This is a genomic window from Luteimonas sp. AC640a, assembly GCF_979256585.1.
Genome location: NZ_CEEDOV010000021.1, coordinates 37,370 through 59,338, shown reverse-complemented (window position 1 = coordinate 59,338; position 21,969 = coordinate 37,370). Strand labels below are relative to the sequence as shown.

The following is a 21,969-nucleotide window of genomic DNA, read 5'->3' as shown; positions in this document are numbered from 1 at the left end:
CGCGTGCTGCCAGCAAGCGACGCTTGTTATATACCGCGCTGTCGCGGTGATTCTTCTGAAAACAAGCACATACGCTCGTCGCTCCCCATCGTGCGGCGACGTCAGACTTTAGTCGTAGCGCTGGGCGATATCGGCCTTTCGGGGTTCCCTCCGCGCGCCCCAGCGGCGATCCTTGTGGCACAGCGGTGCTTCTACCGCAGCAGTGCAGGGGAAATCTTCAACGATGAATGCGATCATTTTGCTGGTCGTCGGGCTCACGATCATGGCGCTCGGCTACTTCTTCTATTCGAAATTCATCGCCGAGAAAATCTATCGGCTCGACGCGGATTTCAAGACGCCCGCGCACACGCTGCGAGATGGCGTCGACTACGTTCCCACCAACAAGTTCGTGCTGTGGGGCCACCACTTCACCTCGGTCGCCGGTGCGGCGCCGATCGTCGGTCCCGCCATCGCGGTGATCTGGGGCTGGGGCCCCGCCTTCCTGTGGGTCGTGTTCGGTACGGTGTTCTTCGCCGGCATGCACGACTTCGGTGCGCTGTGGGCCAGCGTCCGCCACAAGGGCAAGTCGATGGGCATGCTCAGCGGCAGCTACATCGGCCGCCGTGGTCGCAACCTGTTCCTGGTGGTGATCTTCCTGCTGCTGTTGATGGTCAATGCCGCGTTCGCGGTGGTGATCTCCAACCTGCTGGTTTCCACGCCGACGTCGGTGATCCCGGTCTGGGGCGCGATTCTGGTCGCACTGGTGATCGGCCAGGCCATCTACCGGTTCAAGATGGGCCTGCTGTGGCCGTCGATCATCGGCGTCGCGGTGCTGTACGCGCTGATCTGGCTCGGCAGCATGTATCCGATCGTGCTGCCCGAGACCGTGCTGGGCATGAGTGCGAACTCGACCTGGATCGTTCTGCTGTTCCTCTACGCCGGCATCGCCTCGCTGCTCCCGGTCTGGGTGCTGCTGCAGCCGCGTGACTACATCAACGGCCTGCAGCTGTTCGTCGGCCTGGGCATCCTCTACGCCGCGGTCCTGATCGCCTCGCCGACGATCGTGGCGCCGGCCTTCAACACCGCGGTGCCCGCGGGCACCCCGAGCATCGTCCCGCTGCTGTTCGTTACCATCGCCTGCGGCGCGATCTCCGGCTTCCACGGCATGGTCGCGTCCGGCACCACGTCCAAGCAGCTCGACAAGGAAACCGACGCGCGTTTCGTCGGCTACTTCGGCGCGGTCGGTGAGGGCATGCTGTCACTGGCGGCGATCATCTGCTGCACCGCGGGCTTCGCGACGCTGGTCGACTGGCAGACGGTCTACAGCAGCTTCGGCAGCGGCAACGTCACCGCGTTCGTCAACGGTGGTGAAGCCCTGATCACCGCCGGCCTGGGCCTGCCAGCCAACCTCGGTTCCACGCTGCTGGCGACGATGGCGATCCTGTTCGCCGCGACCACGATGGATACCGGCCTGCGCCTGCAGCGCTTCGTCGTGCAGGAAGCGGCCGAGCTGGCCGGCTTCAAGGTCGGCACGATGCTGGGCACCGTGATTGCACTGGTCGTGTGTCTGGCGCTGGCGTTCGGCGCCGGCAGCGGTGGCAGCGGTGGCATGGTGATCTGGCCGTTGTTCGGCACCACCAACCAGCTACTTGCGGCGCTGACGCTGGCGATCATCACCGTGATCCTGATCCGCAAGGGCCGCAACGCCTGGCTGACCGGCATCCCGATGGTGTTCCTGATGATCATGTCGGTGTACGCGCTGGTCGTGCAGCTGGGCACGTTCTACAACGACGGCAAGTGGCTGCTCCTCGCCATGGACATCGTGATCCTGATCGCCGCGGTGTGGGTCGCGTTCGAGGCGGCGGTGGCGATGCGCCAGGGCCGCGAACAGCGCGACCTGACCGGTCGCGAAAACGCATGACCGATGCGGGCGAGCCCGGTGCGCCCACCGCGTTTGCTCGCCTGTCGGCGGGCCTGCGCGAGTTCTACATGGCGCCGTACCGGCGCACGTTCGCCCGGGCGCAGCGGGACGAGGAAGACCTGTTCATGCTGATGGTGTTCTCCGAGTCGCTCGGCGTGCCCAATCCGGCGACGTTCTACACCCTGGAACTGATGCCGGCGATGTACGAGAAGTTCCATGACTGGCATCGCCGCATGGGATTGGAGCGCTCGCCGCTGGACCATGTTTCATGCTGCTGAGCGTCGCAGCTGAGCGCCGGGTCGTATTTGTCGGCGGCAAGGGTGGGGTGGGCAAGACCTCGGTGGCCTCCGCGCTTGCCCTGTCGCAGGCGCGGGCAGGGCGTCGGGTGCTGCTGGTGTCCACCGATCCCGCGCACAACCTGGGACATCTGTGGCAATGCCGGGTCGGCGCGCAGCCGCAGGCGTTGCTGCAGGGTCTGGACGCGGTCGAGATCGATCCCGATGCGACCGTCGCCGCGCACCTCGAGCAGGTCGGCGGTGCCCTGCGGCGGCTGATGCCGCCGCACCTGGCGGGCGAGGTGGACAAGCATCTGTCGCTGTCGCAGGACGCGCCCGGCATGCACGAAGCCGCGTTGCTGGAACGCATCGCCGAACTGGTCCATGACGGTCTGTCGGACTACGACCTGCTGGTGTTCGACACCGCGCCATCGGGACACACCGCACGCCTGATGGCGCTGCCGGAAATGCTCGGTGCGTGGACCGAAGGCCTGCTGCAGCGCCAGTCCCGCAGCGAGCGTTTCGGCGCGGCCATCCGCAATCTTGGGCGTGACGAAGGCATCGGTGCGCGCGCACTCGGCGGACAGGCGCCGGTGGATGCGCCCGGGGAGCGGGACCAGGCAATCCGGAGCATGTTGCAGCGGCGCCGGCACCGGTTCGAACACCTGCGCAGCGTGCTTGCCGATCGCGCGCGGACCGCGTTCTTCATCGTGCTGGCGGCCGAGCGGTTGCCGGTACTGGAAACCATCGAGCTGCACGCGCAGCTCGCGCGCGCGGGCATCGATGTGGCCGGACTGGTCGTCAACAAGCGCTCGCCGGTCGAAGCGGGCGCGTTCCTGGCCGGTCGTCACGCGCAGGAAGCCGTGCATCTGCAGACGCTGCAGGACGCGCTGCCGGGATTGCCCAAAGAGGAGTTGCCGTTGTTGGGCAGTGACGTCGTGGGTATCGAAGCGCTGGATGCGTTCGGGAGTCGGCTTCAACCCGCACAAGCGGTGGCATGATCACCGGCCCGACCGCTGGTGATTTGATGTGACTCCACCCGACAACGCTTCACTGCGCGAGCAGATCCAGACTCTCATCGCGCGGTTGCCCGACGGTGACGTCCAGCTCGGCCCGCTGGTCGACGAGCTCGGTACCCAGGGCATGTTGCTGCTGGTGATCCTGCTGACCTTGGTGTTCCTGATTCCGGTGTCGATCCCGGGCGTCAGCACCGTGTTCGGCGCAGTGATCGTGTTGATCGGTTTCGCCCGCATGGCGGGGCGCGCACTTTGGCTGCCTGGCGCGGTGCGGCGTCGCAGGGTGCCTGCGGGTCGTCTGCGCAGCGCACTCGATACCGGTCTCAAATGGGTGCGTCGGCTGGAACGCATCACCCGACCGGGTCGCCTGTCGCGGCTGACCGATGGTCGTGCGATGGGGCTGATCAACGACAGCGCGCTGGTGCTCGGCGCAGTGCTGCTGATGGCGCCGTTCGGCTTCATTCCCTTCAGCAACACGATTCCCGGCGTCGCGCTGATGTGCCTGGCGATCGGCTTGTTGCAGCGCGACGGTCTGATGGTCCTACTGGGCCATGTCGCCAACCTGCTGGCGATGGTCTATTTCGCGATCCTGATCGGTGGCGGCGGTCTGGCGATCCGCGAACTGATCGTGCGGTTCTGGCCGGCCTGAGTGCACAGGCGCGCGGTTACAGCCAGCGCGCCTTCTTGAACATCCGGTAGAGCACGACCATCACCACGCCCACGCCGCCGACCAGCAGCGGATACGCGTAGCGCTCGTCGAGTTCGGGCATGTCGTGGAAGTTCATGCCGTACCAGCTGGTGATCAGCGTCGGCGCGGCGAGCAGGGCGGCCCAGGCACCGAGCTTTTTGACGATCTCGCCCTGGGTCAGCGTCACCAGCGCCTGGTTGACGCCCAGCGCGGTGCCGAGGATGTCGCGGATCGCGTCGATGGTCTCGTTGATGCGTACCGAGTGGTCGAGCACGTCGCGGATGTAGAGCTTGGCTTCGCTCGGAATCAGCGGGCTGCTGCTGCGCACCAGCTGCGAGAGCACGTCCTGCAGCGGCGTCACCGCGACGCGCATGTAGGTCAGCTCGCGCTTGAGCTGGTAGAGCCGGATCACGATGCCGCGATGGAACTGCTCGCTGATGATGTCCTGCTCGAGCGCATTGAGCGTCGACTTGAAGTCGTCGACGATCGGCAGGTAGTTGTCGACGATCGCATCCAGCACCGCGTACAGCGCCGCCGGCGCGCCCATCGCCATCAGTTCGGGTTCGCGTTCGATGCGCTGCCGCGCCGGTGCATACGACAGCGACGCGCCGTGGCGCACGGTCACCAGATAGCGCGCGCCGAGGAAGATGTGCGTCTCGCCATAGGCGATGCGCTCGTCGATGGCCTGCGCGGTGTTGGCCACGATGAACAGCGAATCGCCGTAGGCCTCGATCTTCGGCCGCTGGTGCGCCTTGCCGGCGTCCTCGATCGCGAGATCGTGCAGGCAGAACTCGGCCTGCAGCTGCGCCAGCACATCGGCTTCCGGCTCGAACAGTCCGATCCAGACGAAGCAGCCGTCGTCGACGGCGAGCACGTCGCTGATGTCGTCGAGCAGGATGTCACGCTTGCCCTCGGGGCTGTAGACAGCGCAGTTGACGACGCAGGCTGGATTGACGGCACTAGGCGCTGAGGCGGGCGCCGGATCGGTTGGGGTCTGCATCGCGCCATCGTCCGTCAGTGGGCGCGCGCGGACAAGCACCTATGCGTGCAAGCGCGCTGACAGGTCAATGCGCGACGAAGCGCACTGCCTGGCCACCGCCCGATGCCATCGCGATGGACAGCGTGTCACCAGCGCCCACTTCGCGCGATTCGATCGCGATCGCATGCCGGTCGGTGCGCCAGCCCGCGCCGTCGCCATCGCGGTAGATCTGCGCGGTGTAGCGGCGAGCCGGGTCGAGGAAATCCAGCGGCAACGCGACCGTGCGCGCGGTGTCGTCGGTCACTGCGCCCAGATACCAGTCGTCGCCACCACGTTCGCGGCGCGCGATGACCGCGAACTCGCCGACCGCGCCATCGAGCGCGCGCGTTTCCTCCCAGTCCACCGGGACATCGCGGACGAACTGGAAGGCTTCGGGCCGCGATTCGTAGTGTTCGAGCAGATCCGCCGCCATCTGCAACGGGCTGTAGATCACCACGTACAGCGCCAGCTGCTTGGCCAGCGTCGTCGCCATCGGCGTGCCGGTTTTGGTGTCCATGCCGAAGATGCCCGGGGTGAAGTCCATCGGCCCGGCGAGCAGGCGCGTGTACACCAGCGTCGCCTCGTGTTCCGGTGGATTGCCCGGCTGGCCCCAGGCGTTGTATTCCATGCCACGCGCGCCTTCGCGCGTGACCAGATTCGGATACGTGCGGCGCAGGCCGGTGTCCTTGACCGGTTCGTGCGGATTGACGCTGATGTGCTGCGCCGCCGCGGCCTCGACCACCTTCTGGTGGTGGCGCACCATCGCTTGGCCTTCGTGCCAGGCGTAATGCAGCGCGCCGTCCTCACCGAGCACCTTCGCCTGGCCCGCGTCGGCGACGTACCCGGTCTTGACCGCCTGCACGCCGAGGCGTCCGTAGAGCGCCATTGCATCGTCGAGCTGTGATTCGTAATGCGCGGCGTGACCGGAGGTTTCGTGGTGGCCGATCAGGGTCACGCCCTTGTCTCGCGCATGGCGGGTTACCGCTTCGATGTCGAAATCGGGGTAGGGCCGGGTGAAGCTGAAGGTCTCACCATTGCCGAACCAGTCGCCGTCCCAGCCGACGTTCCAGCCCTCGACCAGCACGCCACCGAAGCCGTTCTCCGCCGCGAAATCGATGTGCCGGATCGCGTGCGCGGTGGTTGCGCCGTGCTTGGGCCCGGATGCCCAGGTCTTGCGGTCGAGATGCATCTCCCACCAGATGCCGACGTACTTCATCGGCCGCACCCACGACACGTCGCCGAGTGCATTGGGCGCGTTGAGGTTGAGGATCAGGCCCGATTCGACCAGACCGCCCGCGCGATCACTGATCTGGATCGTGCGCCACGGCGTGGCGAACGGGGTCGTGACCTCCACCTTCGCCGCGCCGATGCCCGGCGTCAGCGCCGCGCGGAAGCGGCGACCGTCGATGCGCGCCAGATTCATGCCCGAGTAGTCGACCAGCGCGGCTTCGTGGATCGACAGGTGCAGGCCGTCATCCATGCGCAGCGTGATCGGCGTCTGCGCCTGGCCGACCTGCTCGACCGGCGTGCGGTGGTAGATGTATTCCTCGCGATTCCATTCGAACGCGGGTATCCACCACGCGGTCGCGGCATTGGCGATGTCGAACTCGGTCAGCTCCTCGGCGATCGACAGGCGGTCGAGCCCGGGCTGCTTCGGAATGTCGTAGCGGAAGCCGATACCGTCGTCGAACACGCGGAACACGACGTCGAAACGACGCTTCGGCCCCGCGGTTTCAGCCAGCGTGACCCGCAGCGCGTTGTGGTGGTCGCGCATCTGCCGGCGCTCGCCCCAGGGCTGCTCCCAGCGTTCGTCGTGCGTTTGCGTGTGCTGATCGACGATCGCCAGATTGCGCTCGAACTTGCGCGTGTCGGTGAACATCAGGCCCAGACGCGACGGTGCGATGACCGGGCGGCCGTTGCGACTGACGGCGTAGCTGGCGCGGCCCTCGTTGTCGGTCGTGACCTCGACGGTGATGCGCGCATCCGGCGACGCGACACGCGCGCTTGTGCGCGATTCCGCAGCGCCTGCGGCGAGGGTGGCGAGCGGCAACAGCGCGGCCAGTAATCCGGCAAGACGGTTCGACATCGTGCGGCGCCCTCCCAGACGCGGTCAGTCATGCGTGCGTCCGGATTCTTGCACGCGGATTCCGCGTGGTTCGGGTGCATACGTATGCAAAGCGTTTGTGCCTACGACACCATTGCGAATGGCGCAGTGATCGAACTCACGTCACCGACGCGCAGCCCCGTCGTTCCGGCGAACGCCGGAATCCAGCGACTTCGTTCGAGCCGTCGCTATCGGGTCTGAAGTCACTGGATCACCAGCGCTACGCGCTGACGAGAGGCGTTTCGGGCCGACCGGACATCCGTCTGTTGAGAGACGCCGGGACGACGATCAAGAACGCAGGGTCTTCAGCTGCTTCGTCGGCCGCCGCAAGACCCAGAACAAGCCCACATGCACCGGCATCAACACCGACAGCCACGCCGCATTGCGCTGCGGCAGCACCGGCAGCCAGTGCAGGAAGAGCGCAACGATGCCGCACACCACCACAATGGATAGCATCCAGCCGAACAGTGCGCCAGGTGCGCGCCCGCGCGCGATGCGCCAGCCGCCGGCAAGCAACAGCAGGCACAGCGGGTTGAACAGCAGCAGGTTGTGGTTGCGCCAGGCGAAGACGTGCTCGCTCCCCAGCCACAGGAACAGCATCACGCCGCCGAGCAGGGCACTCAGCGTCCAGAACGGCAGGGCAATCGCCGCCACCGCACGCGGTGCGAATCGGCCGGCCACCAGGATCGCAGCGCCCAGCGCGAGACCGGCCGCCAGCCAAGGCCACAGCAGGCGTGCGCGCTCGGCGGGTTCCGGCGCCTGGGTATGCGGCACGATGATCTGTTCGCCCGACACCAGCGGGCGACCATCGACGTTGCGCGCGCTGCGCAGCGCATCGGCCAGTCGCATCGGCACGAAGGCGTCTTCCCACAAGGCATTCGGTCGATCGGCGGACGGCCCCAGGCCGATGTCGAAGCCGAGCCACATCCACAGCGCTGGCGACGCCAGTCGCACCGCGTCGCCGCGATAGGTATTGCCGCGCGAGCGGCCCTGCAGCTGACCACGCAAGGCACCATCGAGTGCAGTATCGATCGCATCCCGCACGCGCGTGGAGCAGTTGTCGGTGAAGTAGTCGTAGCGGTAGTGCGCGTTTTCGGGCTTCGCGTTTTCGGCCAGTGCGCCGGCAAGTTCCCGCGCCTGTGCCGGATCGAGATCCAGCCACTGGATCGACACGCCGCGACCGACATCGCGGTAGTAGGCGAGATCGTCGGCGAGCGGCAAGGCGGCCAGCATGTAACGCATGTCGCCGCGGATGAAGCGCGGCACAAAATCCGGCTCGTTCGGATCGAAGAACCCGAAGTTGTACGACAGCGGTTCCGGCAGGGCCGGATCGTCGACGACGAGGGCGTTGTGGCCGAAGCGTTCGAAGAACACGTCGCCCGGTTGCATCGTCGCCACACCGATGCGCGGCACCCCACCGTCCTGCGCGACTGCCAGCAGCGGCCAGAGGGCCAGGCACAGCAGCAGGACCCACGCGCGTGCAAACACGCGCGTCGGCCCGCGCAGCGGATCAGACGTCGGCATGCACGCTGACGTGCAGCGCGTGCAGGCGCCGCGAGTCGGCATCGGTCACCCGGAACACGAAGCGGCCGAGCGTCAGTTCCTCGCCAACCTCGGGCAGGTGCCCGATCGCGCCGGTGATCAGGCCGCCGATGGTGTCGTATTCGGCATCGTCGAAATCGGCACCGAACCGTTCGTTGAAGTCGGAGATCGGCGTCAGCGCGCTGACGGCGAACTGACCATCGGCCTGGGCCGAGATCAACGCATTGGGGTCTTCGGCATCATCGTGTTCGTCGTCGATCTCGCCGACGATTTCCTCGAGCACGTCTTCAATCGTCACCAGGCCGCCCACGCCGCCGTACTCGTCGATAACGATGGCCATATGGTTGCGCGACAGACGGAACTCGCGCAGCAGCACGTTGAGCTTCTTGGATTCGGGAATCAGCACCGCCGGACGCAGCAACTCGTGGATCGAGCCGGGTCCGTTGTCGGCGACCACGCCGCGCAGCAGATCCTTGGCCAGCAGGATGCCGAGGATCTCGTCCTTGTCGTCGCCATGCACCGGGAATCGCGAGTGACCGGAGTCGACCACCTGCTTCATCAGTTCGAGGAACGGTGCATCCGCCGGCAACGCGACCATCTGCGCGCGCGGCACCATCACGTCGCCGACCGTCTTGCTGGAGATGCCCAACGCACCTTCGAACATGCGCAGCGTGTCGGCATCGATCAGGCCGTCTGCGTGGGTATCGCGGAGCAGTTCCACGAGGTCCTCGCGGTTGCTCGGCTCGCCGGAGATCGCCGAGCTCAGGCGCTCAAGCCAGCCGCGGCGGCGCTCCTGGGGTTCGGAAGCGGGGGAAGGTCGACTGTCGTCCTCGGACATGGCGTGGTGCTTGTTCGCAAATCGCCCGGAAGGGCATTGGCGGCAGTCTATCAGGCCACCGTGGAGGCGCCTGTCAGCGCGTCTCGCCTGCGTAGGGATCATCGATCCCCAGGCCCGCGAGGATCTCGCGCTCCAGCTGCTCCATCGCTACGGCGTCCTTGTCGTCCTCGTGGTCCCAGCCAAGCAGGTGCAGCACGCCGTGGACGGTGAGGTGCGCGTAGTGCGCGTTCAAGGATTTGGCCTGTTCGGTGGCCTCGCGCGCGACCACCGGTGCGCACAGCACCAGATCGCCAAGCAGCGGCAGGTGCACGCCCTCGGGCAGGCCTTCCGGCAGGTCCGCCGGGAAGCTCAGCACGTTGGTCGCGTAGTCCTTGCCGCGGTAATGACGGTTGAGCGCGCGGCCCTCGTCCTCGTCGACAATCCGGATCGCCAGATCCGCCTCGCGGATGCGACCGGCCAACGCGGCTGCCGACCACTTGCGGAAGCTCGTCGCGGCCGGCAGACCTTTGCGCGGCAAGGCGTAGCCGATCGCGACGTCGAGGCGGGTGGGGCCTTTGGTCATGCGCGCGCTGCCGGAGCAGGGACCGTATCGGACGCATCGCGGCGCTCGTAGGCGGTGACGATGCGGGCGACCAGGGGATGGCGCACCACGTCGCGCGCTTCGAAGAACGTGAAGCTCACGCCTTCGACCTCGTGCAGCACTTCGATCGCATCGCGCAGTCCGGACTTCACGTGCTTGGGGAGATCGATCTGGGTGAGATCGCCGGTTACGACCGCGGTCGAGCCGAAGCCGAGACGGGTCAGGAACATCTTCATCTGTTCGATCGTGGTGTTCTGCGCCTCGTCGAGGATCACGAACGCATCATTGAGCGTGCGGCCGCGCATATAGGCCAGCGGCGCGATCTCGATGACGTTGCGTTCCAGCAGCTTGGCCACTTTTTCCACGCCGAGCATTTCGTACAGCGCGTCGTAGAGCGGGCGCAGGTAGGGATCGACCTTCTGGGTCAGATCACCGGGCAAAAAGCCGAGCTTCTCGCCGGCCTCGACCGCGGGCCGCACCAGGATCAGGCGCTGGACCTTGGCCTCGTTGAGCGCTTCGACCGCCATCGCGACCGCGAGGAAGGTCTTGCCGGTACCGGCTGGGCCGACACCGAAATTGATGTCGTGGCCAGTGATCTTGTGCAGGTACTTGGCCTGGTTCGCACCGCGGCCGCGGATCGTGCCGCGCTTGACCCGCACCGACACTTCCTGCGGCGTGTAGTCCTCTTCCACGTTCGCCGGACTCAGCCGCAGGTTGATCGCGTGGCTGTCGAGCACCTCGCCCTCGCTTTCGGCATACAGCGCCTTGAGCAGCTTCTCGGTCCGGTCGAGCATCGCCTCGTCGCGTCCGGTGATGCGGAAGATATTGCCGCGGTTGGCGATTTCCACGCCCAGCCGCAATTCGATCTGGCGCAGGTGGCCATCGAAGGGACCGGCAAGATTGGACAGGCGCTCGGAGTCCGCAGGCTCGAGCAGGAAGGTGCGTTCGGGGAGGGCGTTGGTCATGGCGCGGATTCTAGCGACGGTGTTGGAAAGCCGATGTGGAATTCGTCAGCGGAACGCTTCAGAGCCCGCCGCCGGACTCCGGAGCGGGTTGGGGCGGGTCCGCGGATTTCAGCCGACCCCAGTCCTGACGGCGGCACGCGACTGATCACAGCCGGTATCGCGGGCTGATCAAACGGCGTCGCGCACCACAATCCGCCCACGCAGCGAATTGCTCAGCGCCGCGGTGATCTCGACATCGACGAACTGGCCGATCAACCGCGCCGGGGCCGGGAAGTTCACCGAGCGCATGTTCTCGGTCTTGCCGGTGAGTTCGGCCGGATCCTTGCGCGACGGGCCTTCGACCAGCACGGTCTGCACGCTGCCGACCATGCGTTCGGAGATGCCGGCCGCGTACGCATTGATGTGCGCCTGCAGGCGCGACAGGCGCGCGTGCTTTTCCTCCTGCGTCACCGAATCCTCGAGATCCGAGGCCGGCGTGCCGGGACGGCGAGAGTAGATGAAGGAGAACGACTGGTCGAAGCCGACGTCCTCGATCAGCTTCATGGTCTTTTCGAAATCGGCGTCGGTCTCGCCAGGGAAACCGACGATGAAATCCGAGCTGATCGAGATGTCGGGACGCACCGCGCGGAGCTTGCGGATCTTCTGTTTGAACTCGAGCGCGGTGTAGCCGCGTTTCATTGCCGACAGGATCCGGTCGCTGCCGGCCTGCACCGGCAGATGCAGGTAGTTCGCCAGCTGCGGCACGTCGCGGTAGGCCTCGACCAGCGAGTCGGAGAACTCCAGCGGATGCGAGGTGGTGAAGCGGATGCGGTCGACGCCATCGATCTCGGCAATGGTGCGGATCAGCAGACCGAGGTCTGCGACCTCGCCGTCGCCCATCGGTCCGCGATAGGCGTTGACGTTCTGGCCCAGCAGATTGATCTCGCGGACGCCCTGGCCGGCGAGTTGTACGACCTCGACCAGCACGTCCTCGAACGGCCGGCTGACTTCCTCGCCGCGCGTGTAGGGCACTACGCAGAACGAGCAGTACTTCGAGCAGCCCTCCATGATCGACACGAACGCGCTCGGCCCTTCGGCGCGCGGCTCGGGCAGGCGGTCGAACTTCTCGATCTCGGGAAAGCTGATGTCGACCTGCGGCAGGCCGGTCTCGCGCTTGGCGCGGATCAGCTCGGGCAGGCGATGCAGGGTCTGCGGGCCGAACACCAGATCCACGTAGGGCGCGCGCTTGACGATCGCCTCGCCTTCCTGCGATGCGACGCAGCCGCCGACGCCGATCAGCACCGGCTTGCCGTCCTTCTTGAGCGCCTTCCAGCGGCCGAGCTGGCTGAACACCTTCTCCTGCGCCTTCTCGCGGATCGAGCAGGTGTTGACGAGGACGACATCGGCCTCCTCGACATTGTCTGTCAGCTCCAGGCCGTCGCTGGCGGCGAGCACGTCGGCCATCTTGGCCGAGTCGTACTCGTTCATCTGGCACCCGTGGGTCTGGATGAAAAGTTTTCCACGCGGCGGAATGGCAGGCGCGGCGGCGAGCGTGTCGCCGGCGTAGGAAGCGGTGTCGGTCATGGCGTTTCCGGGGCGCGGCGTTGAGTCCGGGCCGGATGGCTGTAAAGGGGCGGGCAGTGTACCGGGAAGCGCCCGGCAGGCGTCCGGACGGGCGCGCCGCATCAACAGCGCGGACTTTCACAATCAAGCACTTGGCAACCGTCGCCGAACATCGGACACTCCGCCTCGTGAAACGGGGATGGGGACTCATCGCGACACTCGGTCTGCTGGCGGCCTTTCCGGTTGCCGGCAGTACCTTGTATCGCTGCGATTCCGGCGACGGCATCCCGCAGTACGTCAGCAAGCGTGTCAGCGGCGCCAGCTGCCGGGCCGTCAGCAGCGCGCCCAGTGCGCCGCGGTCCAGCGGCGCACGGGCATCGCGCCCGGCCCCCGCACCGGCCACGCCATCCACTGCACCTTCGAACGTCGACAGCGGTGCGCCTGCCACTTTCATGGGCGGTTCGCCTGCATCTGCACCGGTGTCCGCCACCGCGTCGATGAGGCCGGTCGCGGCCACCACCGCAACGCCGACGCCGATGACGGCACCCAGGGCGCAGCAGGGCAGCCAACAGCGTCGATTGCAGCAGGGGCAGGTCTATTCGTATGTGAAGGACGGCGTGCGCCACTACAGCAGCAGCCGGCCGGCCGGTGGCGCGCAGGTCGCCGCGGTCCGCACGATCCGGTACAGCTTTTTCGAGACCTGCTATGCCTGCGGCGCCGCGCCAGGGGTGAATTTCGGCAGCGTGCGTCTCAACGAGAACGCCTACCGCGACGAGGTCGCGCGCGCGGCGCGCGAGTTCGGCGTCGACGAGGCAATCGTGCGCGCCATCATGCATGCCGAGTCCGCGTTCAATCCCAACGCGCTGTCGCGCGCCGGCGCGCAGGGTCTGATGCAGCTGATGCCCGCTACAGCGGCCCGCTTCGGCGTCGTCAATGCCTTCGACCCCGAACAGAACATCCGCGGCGGCGTCGAGTACCTCGCCTGGCTGCTGAAGCGCTTCAACGGCGATCTGACCCTCGCCGCCGCGGGTTACAACGCCGGCGAAGGCGCCGTGCAGCGCCACGGCGGGGTGCCGCCGTACGCCGAGACCCAGCGTTATGTGGTCCGCGTCGGCACGCTGGCCGACCGCTATCGCGGCCAACTTGCCAGCCGCTGAGCCGGTGAATGCCCACGGCATTCGCAAATCGATTGTCGGTCGATTCAGGGTTCCGCTACACTCGGGCCTCTCTATATATGCGGCCATCCGTCCGACTTGGGCGAAACGGTCCGTGGCAGCCAGTACGCAACAGCTACCGAAAGAGGGCGGGGTACCGGATGGTCGATGAAGCGGTGAGAGGACCTGTTGGGGATGGTCCAGTCAATGAGGGGCGGCGCCGGTTTCTGACCGCGAGCACGCTCGTCGTGGGAGCGGTGGGCGCGGGTGTGACCGCGATTCCGTTCATCAAGTCATGGAATCCCAGCGCACGGGCCAAGCTCGCCGGTGCACCGGTGACCGTGGACATCAGTGCGCTGCAGGAAGGCCAGCGCCTGGTCGCCGAGTGGCGCGGGCAGCCGATCTGGATCGTCAAGCGTTCCAAGGCGATCCTCGAGGCGCTGCCGACGCTCGACGGCATGCTCAAGGATCCCGAATCCGGGAATCCGGACCAGCAGCCGGCGTATGTGCTGGAGGCCAATCCCGAGCTGCGGTCGATCAAGGCGGACATCTCCGTGCTGGTCGGCCTGTGCACGCATCTGGGGTGCTCGCCGGAGATGGTCGCCGAAATCCGGCCCGAGCCGTTCGACGCCAACTGGAAGGGCGGTTATTTCTGCCCCTGCCACAAGTCGAAGTTCGACATGGCCGGCCGCGTGTATGACGGCGTGCCCGCGCCGACGAACCTGCTCGTGCCGCCGCACTATTACGCCGACGACAACACGCTCGTCATCGGCGTCGATCCGCAGGGAGCCGCCTGATGGCCAACGTCCTCGTCCGCGGCGCCAACGGCGTCTTCAACTGGGTCACCGAGCGGGCACCGGCTCTGATGCCGATGTACCGCAAGCACATGACCGAGTACTACGCGCCGAAGAACTTCAACATCTGGTACATCTTCGGCGTGCTGTCACTGGTGGTGCTGGTCAACCAGATCCTGACCGGCATCTTCCTGACGATGCACTACAAGCCGAGCGCGACGGAAGCCTTCGCCTCGGTCGAATACATCATGCGCGACGTGGAGTGGGGCTGGCTGATCCGCTACATGCACTCCACCGGTGCGTCGCTGTTCTTCATCGTGGTCTACATCCACATGTTCCGCGGCCTGATGTACGGCAGTTACAAGAAGCCGCGCGAGCTGGTGTGGATCCTGGGCATGCTGATCTATCTGGTGCTGATGGCCGAAGCCTTCCTCGGCTACGTGCTGCCATGGGGCCAGATGTCGTTCTGGGGCGCGAAGGTCATCATTTCGCTGTTCGGCGCGATTCCGGTGATCGGCAGTGGCCTGACCGAGTGGATCATGGGCGACTACCTGCCCAGCGACGCCACGCTCAACCGCTTCTTCGCCCTGCACGTCATCGCGCTGCCGCTGGTGCTGCTGCTACTGGTGGTACTGCATCTGGGCGCGCTGCATGAAGTGGGCTCGAACAACCCGGATGGCGTCGAGATCAAGTACGGCCCGAAGGGCAACCGCTGGTCGCCGACCGCACCGTCCGACGGCATTCCGTTCCACCCGTACTACTCGGTGAAGGACGGTTTCTACGTCTGTTTCTTCCTGATCATCGCGGCCTTCATCATCTTCTTCGCGCCCGCGTTCGGCGGCTGGTTCCTCGAGCACGACAACTTCACCGAGGCCAACCGCCTGGTGACGCCCGAGCACATCAAGCCGGTCTGGTACTACACGCCTTACTACGCGATGTTGCGCGTGGTGCCGCACAAGCTCAGCGGCGTGCTGGTGATGTTCGGCGCGATCGCGATCCTGTTCCTGGTGCCGTGGCTGGACCGCTGCAAGGTGCGTTCGCACCGCTACCGTGGCCCGATCACCAAGATCATGCTCGCCATGCTGGTCGTGTGCTTCATCTGGCTGGGCAAGATCGGCGCCGGTCCCGGTACCGATCCGGTCGAGACGATCATCGGTCGCGTGCTGACCTTCCTCTACTTCGCGTTCTTCATCACGATGCCGGTCTGGACCAAGCTCGACCGGACCAAGGCAGTTCCGGACCGGGTGACGATGCATGACTGACCACGCCTTCGCCCGCAAGTTCTTCGCGCGCATCGCCACCGCCGCTGCGGGCCTGTTGCTGTCGTTCGGCGCGCTCGCTGCCGCTGGCGGACCGGTCGAGCAGGCCGGTACCGACATCGGCGACCGGGCCTCGCTGCAGCGCGGCGCACAGCTGTACATGAACTACTGCGCCGGCTGCCACTCGCTGAAGTTCATGCGCTACTCGCGTATGGCCGAGGATCTGGGGCTGACCGAGGACGAGGTGATGAACAACCTCAACCTTACCGGCGCCGCCTACGGCGAACACATCGAGTCGTCGATGCCCGCCGAGCACGCGGCGCAGTGGTTCGGCCAGGCGCCTCCGGATCTCAGCCTGATCACCCGCGTGCGCGGCAGCGACTGGGTCTACACCTATCTCAAGTCGTTCTACCTCGACGAATCGCGTCCGCTGGGCTGGAACAACATGCTGTTCCCGAACGCCTCGATGCCCAATCCGCTGTGGGAAATGCAGGGCCTGCAGCGTCCGGTGCACGGCGAGGTGGACGACACCGGCGAACCGGTGGTCGCGCATCTGGAGCTGGGCACGCCCGGCAGCCAGGACGCGCGCCAGTTCGACCAGACCGTCCGCGACATCACCACGTTCCTCGAATACGTCGGCGAGCCGGCTGCGCTCAAGCGCCAGCAGCTCGGCGTCTGGGTGCTGCTGTTCCTGACCCTGCTGACGTTCCTGGCGTGGTTGCTGAAGCAGGAATACTGGCGCGACGTCCACTGATCGATCCCGTCCCCGGCGCGTGCCGGGGACAGTTTCCGCGTGCCGACCGGCCCATTGCCGTCCGGCTCACGTAAATGCGAGACTCGGGAAACCGCGACAACCGTCTGCGAGCAGCAGTCGGCGTCACCGGGCTGGCGGACTCCAGCCTCCGGACAGGCCGGGCGACGGCCGTGAGTGCATCCATGCGAAACGTGCTGACGCTGTTTTCTTCTGTCGACGATGTGCTCTGTCATCGAGCGCGCCTGGTGCTGGCCGCCAAGGGCGTGAACTACGACATGGTCCCGGTGGATGCGCAGAATCCGCCCGAGGATCTGATCGACCTCAACCCCTACCACTCGGTGCCGACGCTGGTCGAACGCGAGCTGGTGCTCTACGCCGCGAGCGTGGTCAGCGAGTATCTCGACGAGCGCTACCCGCATCCGCCGCTGATGCCGGTCGATCCGCTGTCGCGCGCGCGCCTGCGCCTGGCGATGCTGCGCATCGAGCACGATTGGGTGCCGCAGGTGCAGGCCATCCAGATGGGCAACAAGGCGCAGGCCGAAAGCGGCCGCAAGCGCTTGAAGGAGCTGGTGACCTCGGCCGTGCCCCTGTTCAAGGCCAGCAAGTTCTTTCTCAATGCGGAAATGAGCCTTGCGGATTGCGCGGTCGCGCCGATCGTCTGGCGCCTGCAGGCGCTCGACATCCCGCTGCCCAAGGATGGCGCCAAGGCGATCGAAGACTACGGCAACCGGATCTTCCGCAGCCCCGGCTTCGTCCGCAGCCTCACGCCGCAAGAGCGGCAGTTGCGCGCGCTGCCTGATTGAACGCCGGCTGCCCGGCTGTTCAGCCGTGCACATCTGAACGACGGCGCGAGCCGCTAAACTGTCGCGCATGACGGACAGCACGCCCCCGATGACCAGCCATCGCCCGTACCTGCTGCGGGCGCTCTACGAATGGATCGCCGACAACGGCATGACGCCGCACATCCTTGTCGATGCGCGGCAGCCCGGCGTGCGCGTGCCGGCGCATGCGGTCAAGGATGGGCGCATCGTCCTCAACGTCGCCGACCGCGCCGTCGGCCGGCTGGAAATGGACAACGACAGCGTGCGGTTCTCCGCGCGGTTCGGCGGTGTCAGCCAATCGGTGATGGTGCCGGTGGGCGCGGTGCTTGCGATCTATGCGCGAGAGACCGGGCAGGGCATGGCGCTGCCGGAAGAGATCGTCGGCTCGGGCGAGCCGCGCGACGATGCCGAGGACAGCGCACCTTCGCTGCATTCGCTCGAAGACGATGGCAACGGCGGCGGCGAACGTCCCGATGATCCGCCCGATGGCGATACGCCGCCGGAGCCGCGTCGCGGCCATCTGCGGGTCGTCAAGTAGGCGGCGAGGGCCGTCAAGACGTCAGGATGTGATTGCGTCAGAACGTAAGAGCGTCAAACGCTTCATGGCGATGACCGTGCGCTTCGATCTCAGTTGGTCCAGTGGATCGGCACGGGCTGCGGGCGGGTCGGGCCACTGAAGGCGACGAGCTGCTCGCCCCGCAATACCAGGTGTCCGATGTGGCGCTGCACGCCATCCTCCGAATACTCGAAACGGAAACTGCGCTCGACACGCAGACGTCCGTCGTCGCCGCGGCGCAGGCGCATCGAGTGCGCGTGTACGGCCTGGTCGAGCCATTGCACCCCGGCACGCTCGCAGGCATCACGCCCGAGCTGACCGGCGCGCTCGGCAGCCGCACGCGCACCGCTCCACCACAGGAATGCGGCGAACGCGGCCAGCATCGCGAAGATCATTGTCGGAAAGTCGGGCATGCGCGAACTGTGGCGGCGGCGGATGCCGGATACAAGTGTGGATGTGGCAATGCCGTGTTGCGGCCTGCGATCCGTGCGTCTGGAGGGTCGCCGTTCGGCATGCGCGTAAGAAGGTCAGTGACGTGAGGGCGTCAGTCAAGCGGCATCACGCGAGCGGATTGCGACGCGCGAGCGCGATTAGCCCGGTGGCGGGCCGAGTTTCAACGACAGATCGATCGCGCGGACATGCTTGGTGAGTCCGCCGATCGACACGAAGTCCACGCCGTCTTCGGCGATCGCGCGCAGGCCATCCAGGTCGACGCTGCCCGAGACTTCCAGCGGAATGCGTGCGTCGTACGGCGCGGCGTGTGCGATCCGCACGGCTTCTCGGCGCGTGGGCGCATCGAAGTCGTCGATCAGCACGCGGGTGCAGCCGGCATCGAGCGCGGCGCGCAGTTCGTCCAGCGTTTCCACTTCGATCACCAGTGGCAGTCCGGGCGATTGCGCCCGCGCCGCCTCGACCGCTGCAGCGATGCCGCCGGCCGCGCGCACGTGATTTTCCTTGAGCATCACCGTGTCGTAGAGACCGATGCGATGGTTGTGGCCACCGCCGACACGCACCGCGTACTTCTGCGCCAGCCGCAGGCCGGGCAGGGTTTTGCGGGTATCGAGGATGCGCGTGCCGGTGCCGGCCACCGCGGCGACGTGGTGCGCGGTGACGGTCGCCGTCGCGCTCAGCGTCTGCATGAAATTGAGCGAGGTGCGTTCCGCGCTGACCAGCGTGCGGGCGCGTCCTGTCAGCGTCGCGAGCACAGTGCCGGCGGTGACGCGATCACCCTCGGCCACGCGCCAGTCGATGCGGACGTGTGGATCGAGGGCGCGATGGCAGGCGTCGAACCAGGGACGTCCGCAGACCACGGCGTCTTCCTTGCACAGCAGGTAGGCGACGTCGTCGTGATCGGGCAGCAGCGCCGCGGTGACGTCGCCGCTGCCGATGTCTTCGGCGAGCGCAGCTGTGACGTTGGCCGCGACCGCCGCGTGCGGAATCGCGAAGCGGTCGGTTCCGCTCATGCTTTCGGGAAATCGGGGATCTGTGCGGTGCCGATGGCTTCCTCGACCAGCAGCACCGGAATGCCGTCGTCGACGCGGTAGACGCGCTTGCGATCGTGGGTGATCAGCGCCTCGCGCACCGGACCGGCCTGCGCGGCGCCGTCTTCGCGTCGCGCCGAGCCCGCGGCAATGGCCGCATTGAGCGCGTCGAGGCCTGCAGCGTCGAGCAGCGCGAGCGGCTGGCGGCTGGCGGGACAGACGAGAATATCGAGCAGCTTGCGGTCCATGGGCGGTCTTTTACGGGCGACGGGAGCGGACCGGAAGGGTAGCATTCGGTAATGCGCGGCCGTGGCATGCAAGCACGATGACGCCGGGCCGGATAAAATGCGTCTTTGTGGCCGGGGACCCCCAATGACCGCCAGTTCCGTACCGCCGAAGGTCGGCATCGTGATGGGATCGCGATCCGACTGGGACACGATGCAGCACGCCGCGCAGAAGCTCGAGCAGCTCGGCGTCCCGCATGAAGTCCGCGTGGTGTCCGCGCACCGCACGCCCGACGTGCTGTTCGAATACGCCGCCAGCGCGCAGTCGCGCGGCCTGCGTGCGATCATCGCCGGCGCCGGTGGCGCGGCGCATTTGCCGGGCATGCTGGCCTCGAAGACCGCGGTGCCCGTGCTCGGCGTGCCGGTGCAGTCGAAGGCGCTCAACGGCATGGACTCGCTGCTGTCGATCGTGCAGATGCCGGCCGGCATTCCGGTGGCGACGTTCGCGATCGGCAATGCCGGCGCCGCCAATGCGGCGCTGTTCGCCGCGGCGATGCTGGCGTTCGACGACGCCGCGGTCGCGGCTGCACTCGCAGAGTTCCGACAGCGTCAGACCGACGACGTCGCCGGCAACGACGACCCGCGTCGATGAGCGCGACGACGGTCGGCATCCTCGGCGGTGGCCAGCTCGCCCGCATGCTCGCGCTGTCGGGCGCGCCGCTGGGTCTGCGCTTCCTGGTGATGGACACCGCCGACGACGCCTGCGCGGGGCAGTTCGCCCCGCTGCTGGTCGGCGACTATCGCGATGAAGCAGCGCTGGCCGAGTTCGCCGCCAAGGTGGACGTCGCGACCTTCGATTTCGAGAACGTGCCGGCCGAGAGCGCGCACTGGCTCGCCGAACGCGTGCCGGTGTTTCCCAATCCCGGCGCGCTGGCGCTGACCCAGGACCGGCTCGCCGAGAAGACGCTGTTCCGCGAACTCGACATTCCGGTGCCGGATTTCGCCGACGTGGCGACGCGCGCGCAGCTCGACGAGGCGGTCGCGCGTATCGGTACGCCGTGCATCCTCAAGACGCGGCGGCTGGGCTACGACGGCAAGGGCCAGTTCCGGATCAAATCGCCGGCCGATGTCGATGCCGCGTGGGACGCGCTCGGTGCGCAGGCCGACACGGTCGGATTGATTCTCGAAGGCTTCGTTGCGTTCCAGCGCGAACTCAGCGTGGTCGCCGTGCGCGGTCGCGATGGCGAGTTCCGCGCCTGGCCGCTGACCGAGAACTGGCATGTCGACGGCGTGCTGTCGGCGAGCCTGGCACCCGCGCGTGTCGATGCGTCGCTGCACACGACGGCCCTGTCGCATGCGCGCGCGATCGCCGAGCGCCTCGGCTATGTCGGCGTGTTCGCGCTCGAGCTGTTCTGCCGCGATGGCGAACTGCTCGCCAACGAACTCGCGCCACGCGTGCACAACTCGGGGCACTGGACGATCGAAGGCAGTGAGACCTCGCAGTTCCAGAACCATCTGCGTGCGGTACTCGGTCTGCCGCTCGGCGATACCGCCGTGCGCGGCGTGGTCAGCATGCTCAACTGGATCGGCGAGATGCCCGATGCCGCGCCGGTGCTGTCGGCGGCCGGTGGACACTGGCACGACTACGGCAAGCAGGCACGTGACGGTCGCAAGGTCGGCCACGCGACGTTGCGCGCCGACGAGGCCGAGGCACTCGCACAGCGGCTGGCGGATGTCGGCGAAGCACTGGGCCGGCAGGCACAGGTCGCGCCGGTCGTGGCGCGTCTGCGCGAAGGCTGATCGCTGCATCGGAGCGCGCAAGCGCGCTCCCGAGAGATCAGACGCTCACTCGGCCCACGGGTCGTAGCTGCCGAACCACCACAGGTGTCCTTCCGGATCGCGGCAGGAATAGCCGCGGCCGCCGTAGGGCTGGTCGGCGATGTCCTGCACGATCTCCGCGCCCGCGGCTTTGGCGCGTGCGTAGTGCGCGTCGGGATCGGTGACGACGACGCAGGGACTCTGGGTGGTACGGCCACCGATGTCGCGCGGCTGGGTGATCAGATCGCCCCATTCGCTGCTCCGCTGCGTCGAGCCGAGCATCAGCATGCCGCTGCCGTACACCAGCTGCGCGTGTTGGACGGTGTCACCGTCTGCGTAGACCGACTGGGCCTCGAAGCCGAAGGCGTCGCGCAGCCAGTCGATCATGCGCGGGGCGTCGTCGTAGCGCAGGCAGGGGATGATGGTGGAACCGGCGGGAGGGGGCATCGCGGGTCTCCGGCTTTTGCGCGATTGGCGGCGGTGGCTCGATGATGCGCTGGTGGCTTCGTGGCGCCAAGTGGAGCGGGTTCTGGTGCGGCGCGAAGAAGTACACCCTCACCCCAACCCCTCTCCCAGAGGGAGAGGGGCCTTGAACTTCGCGGGCGCCGGGTGTCGCTGATGACTGATGCGTTATCGAGTC

General features: G+C 66.8%; 23 protein-coding genes. 12 read left to right on the top strand and 11 right to left on the bottom strand.

Annotation, left to right across the window (positions count from 1 at the left end; genetic code table 11):
- The first annotated feature begins 223 nt into the window (after window positions 1–223).
- The 4 genes from ACZ9YD_RS15100 to ACZ9YD_RS15085 are packed head-to-tail and all read left to right on the top strand — an operon-like array spanning window position 224 to window position 3,840.
- The gene (locus tag ACZ9YD_RS15100; RefSeq protein WP_465076101.1) at window positions 224–1,900 is read left to right on the top strand and encodes a carbon starvation CstA family protein; all 1,677 of its coding nucleotides are present in this window, start codon (window positions 224–226) and stop codon (window positions 1,898–1,900) included.
- Complete coding sequence (locus ACZ9YD_RS15095; protein WP_465076100.1) at window positions 1,897–2,178, top strand: cory-CC-star protein; 282 nt, start codon at window positions 1,897–1,899, stop codon at window positions 2,176–2,178. Before ACZ9YD_RS15100 ends, ACZ9YD_RS15095 begins: the two co-directional genes overlap by 4 nt.
- A complete protein-coding gene (locus ACZ9YD_RS15090) occupies window positions 2,169–3,176 on the top strand; it encodes an ArsA family ATPase (protein ID WP_465076099.1) in 1,008 nt (335 codons plus the stop codon). The genes ACZ9YD_RS15095 and ACZ9YD_RS15090 overlap by 10 nt, the downstream gene beginning before the upstream one ends.
- A gap of 28 nt (window positions 3,177–3,204) precedes the next feature.
- Window positions 3,205–3,840, top strand: coding sequence for an exopolysaccharide biosynthesis protein (locus ACZ9YD_RS15085; RefSeq protein WP_465076098.1), 636 nt, complete (start codon window positions 3,205–3,207; stop codon window positions 3,838–3,840).
- 16 nt (window positions 3,841–3,856) lie between these two features.
- Here ACZ9YD_RS15085 and ACZ9YD_RS15080 read toward each other — a convergent pair whose 3' ends face one another.
- From ACZ9YD_RS15080 to miaB, 7 genes are all read right to left on the bottom strand, one after another.
- Window positions 3,857–4,879 (bottom strand): magnesium and cobalt transport protein CorA, encoded by a 1,023-nt coding sequence (locus ACZ9YD_RS15080; protein ID WP_465076097.1) that lies wholly within the window; start codon window positions 4,877–4,879, stop codon window positions 3,857–3,859.
- Between the two features lie 64 nt (window positions 4,880–4,943).
- Window positions 4,944–6,983, bottom strand: coding sequence for a glycoside hydrolase family 97 protein (locus tag ACZ9YD_RS15075; RefSeq protein WP_465076096.1), 2,040 nt, complete (start codon window positions 6,981–6,983; stop codon window positions 4,944–4,946).
- Between the two features lie 306 nt (window positions 6,984–7,289).
- Window positions 7,290–8,525, bottom strand: a complete 1,236-nt coding sequence (locus tag ACZ9YD_RS15070; RefSeq protein ID WP_465076095.1) for a lipoprotein N-acyltransferase Lnb domain-containing protein — start codon at window positions 8,523–8,525, stop codon at window positions 7,290–7,292.
- Window positions 8,512–9,381: an HlyC/CorC family transporter gene (locus tag ACZ9YD_RS15065; protein ID WP_465076094.1), complete on the bottom strand. Its 870-nt coding sequence runs from the start codon at window positions 9,379–9,381 to the stop codon at window positions 8,512–8,514. Before ACZ9YD_RS15065 ends, ACZ9YD_RS15070 begins: the two co-directional genes overlap by 14 nt.
- A 73-nt stretch (window positions 9,382–9,454) precedes the next feature.
- Window positions 9,455–9,943 carry an rRNA maturation RNase YbeY gene (gene ybeY, locus ACZ9YD_RS15060; protein ID WP_465076093.1) on the bottom strand — a complete coding sequence of 163 codons (489 nt, stop codon included), beginning with the start codon at window positions 9,941–9,943 and terminating at the stop codon, window positions 9,455–9,457.
- Window positions 9,940–10,926: a PhoH family protein gene (locus tag ACZ9YD_RS15055; protein WP_465076092.1), complete on the bottom strand. Its 987-nt coding sequence runs from the start codon at window positions 10,924–10,926 to the stop codon at window positions 9,940–9,942. Before ACZ9YD_RS15055 ends, ybeY begins: the two co-directional genes overlap by 4 nt.
- Before the next feature lie 168 nt (window positions 10,927–11,094).
- Window positions 11,095–12,489: a tRNA (N6-isopentenyl adenosine(37)-C2)-methylthiotransferase MiaB gene (miaB, locus tag ACZ9YD_RS15050; protein WP_465076091.1), complete on the bottom strand. Its 1,395-nt coding sequence runs from the start codon at window positions 12,487–12,489 to the stop codon at window positions 11,095–11,097.
- Between the two features lie 167 nt (window positions 12,490–12,656).
- Here miaB and ACZ9YD_RS15045 point away from each other — a divergent pair, with 167 nt between their 5' ends.
- The 6 genes from ACZ9YD_RS15045 to ACZ9YD_RS15020 all read left to right on the top strand — a co-directional run bounded on the left by ACZ9YD_RS15045 (window position 12,657) and on the right by ACZ9YD_RS15020 (window position 17,788).
- On the top strand, window positions 12,657–13,625 hold the full coding sequence (locus ACZ9YD_RS15045) for a lytic transglycosylase domain-containing protein (protein WP_465076090.1): 969 nt from the start codon (window positions 12,657–12,659) through the stop codon (window positions 13,623–13,625).
- 158 nt (window positions 13,626–13,783) lie between these two features.
- Window positions 13,784–14,419, top strand: a complete 636-nt coding sequence (petA, locus tag ACZ9YD_RS15040) for a ubiquinol-cytochrome c reductase iron-sulfur subunit (RefSeq protein ID WP_465076246.1) — start codon at window positions 13,784–13,786, stop codon at window positions 14,417–14,419.
- Window positions 14,419–15,678, top strand: coding sequence for a cytochrome b (locus ACZ9YD_RS15035; protein WP_465076089.1), 1,260 nt, complete (start codon window positions 14,419–14,421; stop codon window positions 15,676–15,678). The genes petA and ACZ9YD_RS15035 overlap by 1 nt, the downstream gene beginning before the upstream one ends.
- On the top strand, window positions 15,671–16,429 hold the full coding sequence (locus ACZ9YD_RS15030; RefSeq protein ID WP_465076088.1) for a cytochrome c1: 759 nt from the start codon (window positions 15,671–15,673) through the stop codon (window positions 16,427–16,429). Before ACZ9YD_RS15035 ends, ACZ9YD_RS15030 begins: the two co-directional genes overlap by 8 nt.
- Window positions 16,430–16,611: 182 nt before the next feature.
- On the top strand, window positions 16,612–17,232 hold the full coding sequence (locus tag ACZ9YD_RS15025) for a glutathione S-transferase N-terminal domain-containing protein (protein WP_232137840.1): 621 nt from the start codon (window positions 16,612–16,614) through the stop codon (window positions 17,230–17,232).
- A gap of 67 nt (window positions 17,233–17,299) precedes the next feature.
- Complete coding sequence (locus ACZ9YD_RS15020) at window positions 17,300–17,788, top strand: ClpXP protease specificity-enhancing factor (protein ID WP_465076087.1); 489 nt, start codon at window positions 17,300–17,302, stop codon at window positions 17,786–17,788.
- Window positions 17,789–17,877: 89 nt separating this feature from the next.
- Here ACZ9YD_RS15020 and ACZ9YD_RS15015 read toward each other — a convergent pair whose 3' ends face one another.
- From ACZ9YD_RS15015 to ACZ9YD_RS15005, 3 genes are all read right to left on the bottom strand, one after another.
- Window positions 17,878–18,219 (bottom strand): DUF3301 domain-containing protein, encoded by a 342-nt coding sequence (locus tag ACZ9YD_RS15015; RefSeq protein ID WP_465076086.1) that lies wholly within the window; start codon window positions 18,217–18,219, stop codon window positions 17,878–17,880.
- 177 nt (window positions 18,220–18,396) lie between these two features.
- Window positions 18,397–19,269, bottom strand: coding sequence for a carboxylating nicotinate-nucleotide diphosphorylase (gene nadC, locus ACZ9YD_RS15010; protein ID WP_465076085.1), 873 nt, complete (start codon window positions 19,267–19,269; stop codon window positions 18,397–18,399).
- On the bottom strand, window positions 19,266–19,535 hold the full coding sequence (locus tag ACZ9YD_RS15005; protein ID WP_232137836.1) for a Trm112 family protein: 270 nt from the start codon (window positions 19,533–19,535) through the stop codon (window positions 19,266–19,268). Before ACZ9YD_RS15005 ends, nadC begins: the two co-directional genes overlap by 4 nt.
- Before the next feature lie 124 nt (window positions 19,536–19,659).
- On the opposite strand from ACZ9YD_RS15005, the gene purE reads away from it, so the two are divergent.
- Both purE and ACZ9YD_RS14995 read left to right on the top strand, forming a co-directional pair.
- Window positions 19,660–20,163 carry a 5-(carboxyamino)imidazole ribonucleotide mutase gene (gene purE / locus ACZ9YD_RS15000; protein WP_465076084.1) on the top strand — a complete coding sequence of 168 codons (504 nt, stop codon included), beginning with the start codon at window positions 19,660–19,662 and terminating at the stop codon, window positions 20,161–20,163.
- Window positions 20,160–21,311, top strand: coding sequence for a 5-(carboxyamino)imidazole ribonucleotide synthase (locus ACZ9YD_RS14995; protein ID WP_465076083.1), 1,152 nt, complete (start codon window positions 20,160–20,162; stop codon window positions 21,309–21,311). Before purE ends, ACZ9YD_RS14995 begins: the two co-directional genes overlap by 4 nt.
- A gap of 45 nt (window positions 21,312–21,356) precedes the next feature.
- On the opposite strand, the gene ACZ9YD_RS14990 is transcribed toward ACZ9YD_RS14995, so the two are convergent.
- Window positions 21,357–21,776 carry a VOC family protein gene (locus ACZ9YD_RS14990; RefSeq protein ID WP_465076082.1) on the bottom strand — a complete coding sequence of 140 codons (420 nt, stop codon included), beginning with the start codon at window positions 21,774–21,776 and terminating at the stop codon, window positions 21,357–21,359.
- Window positions 21,777–21,969: the final 193 nt, after the last annotated feature.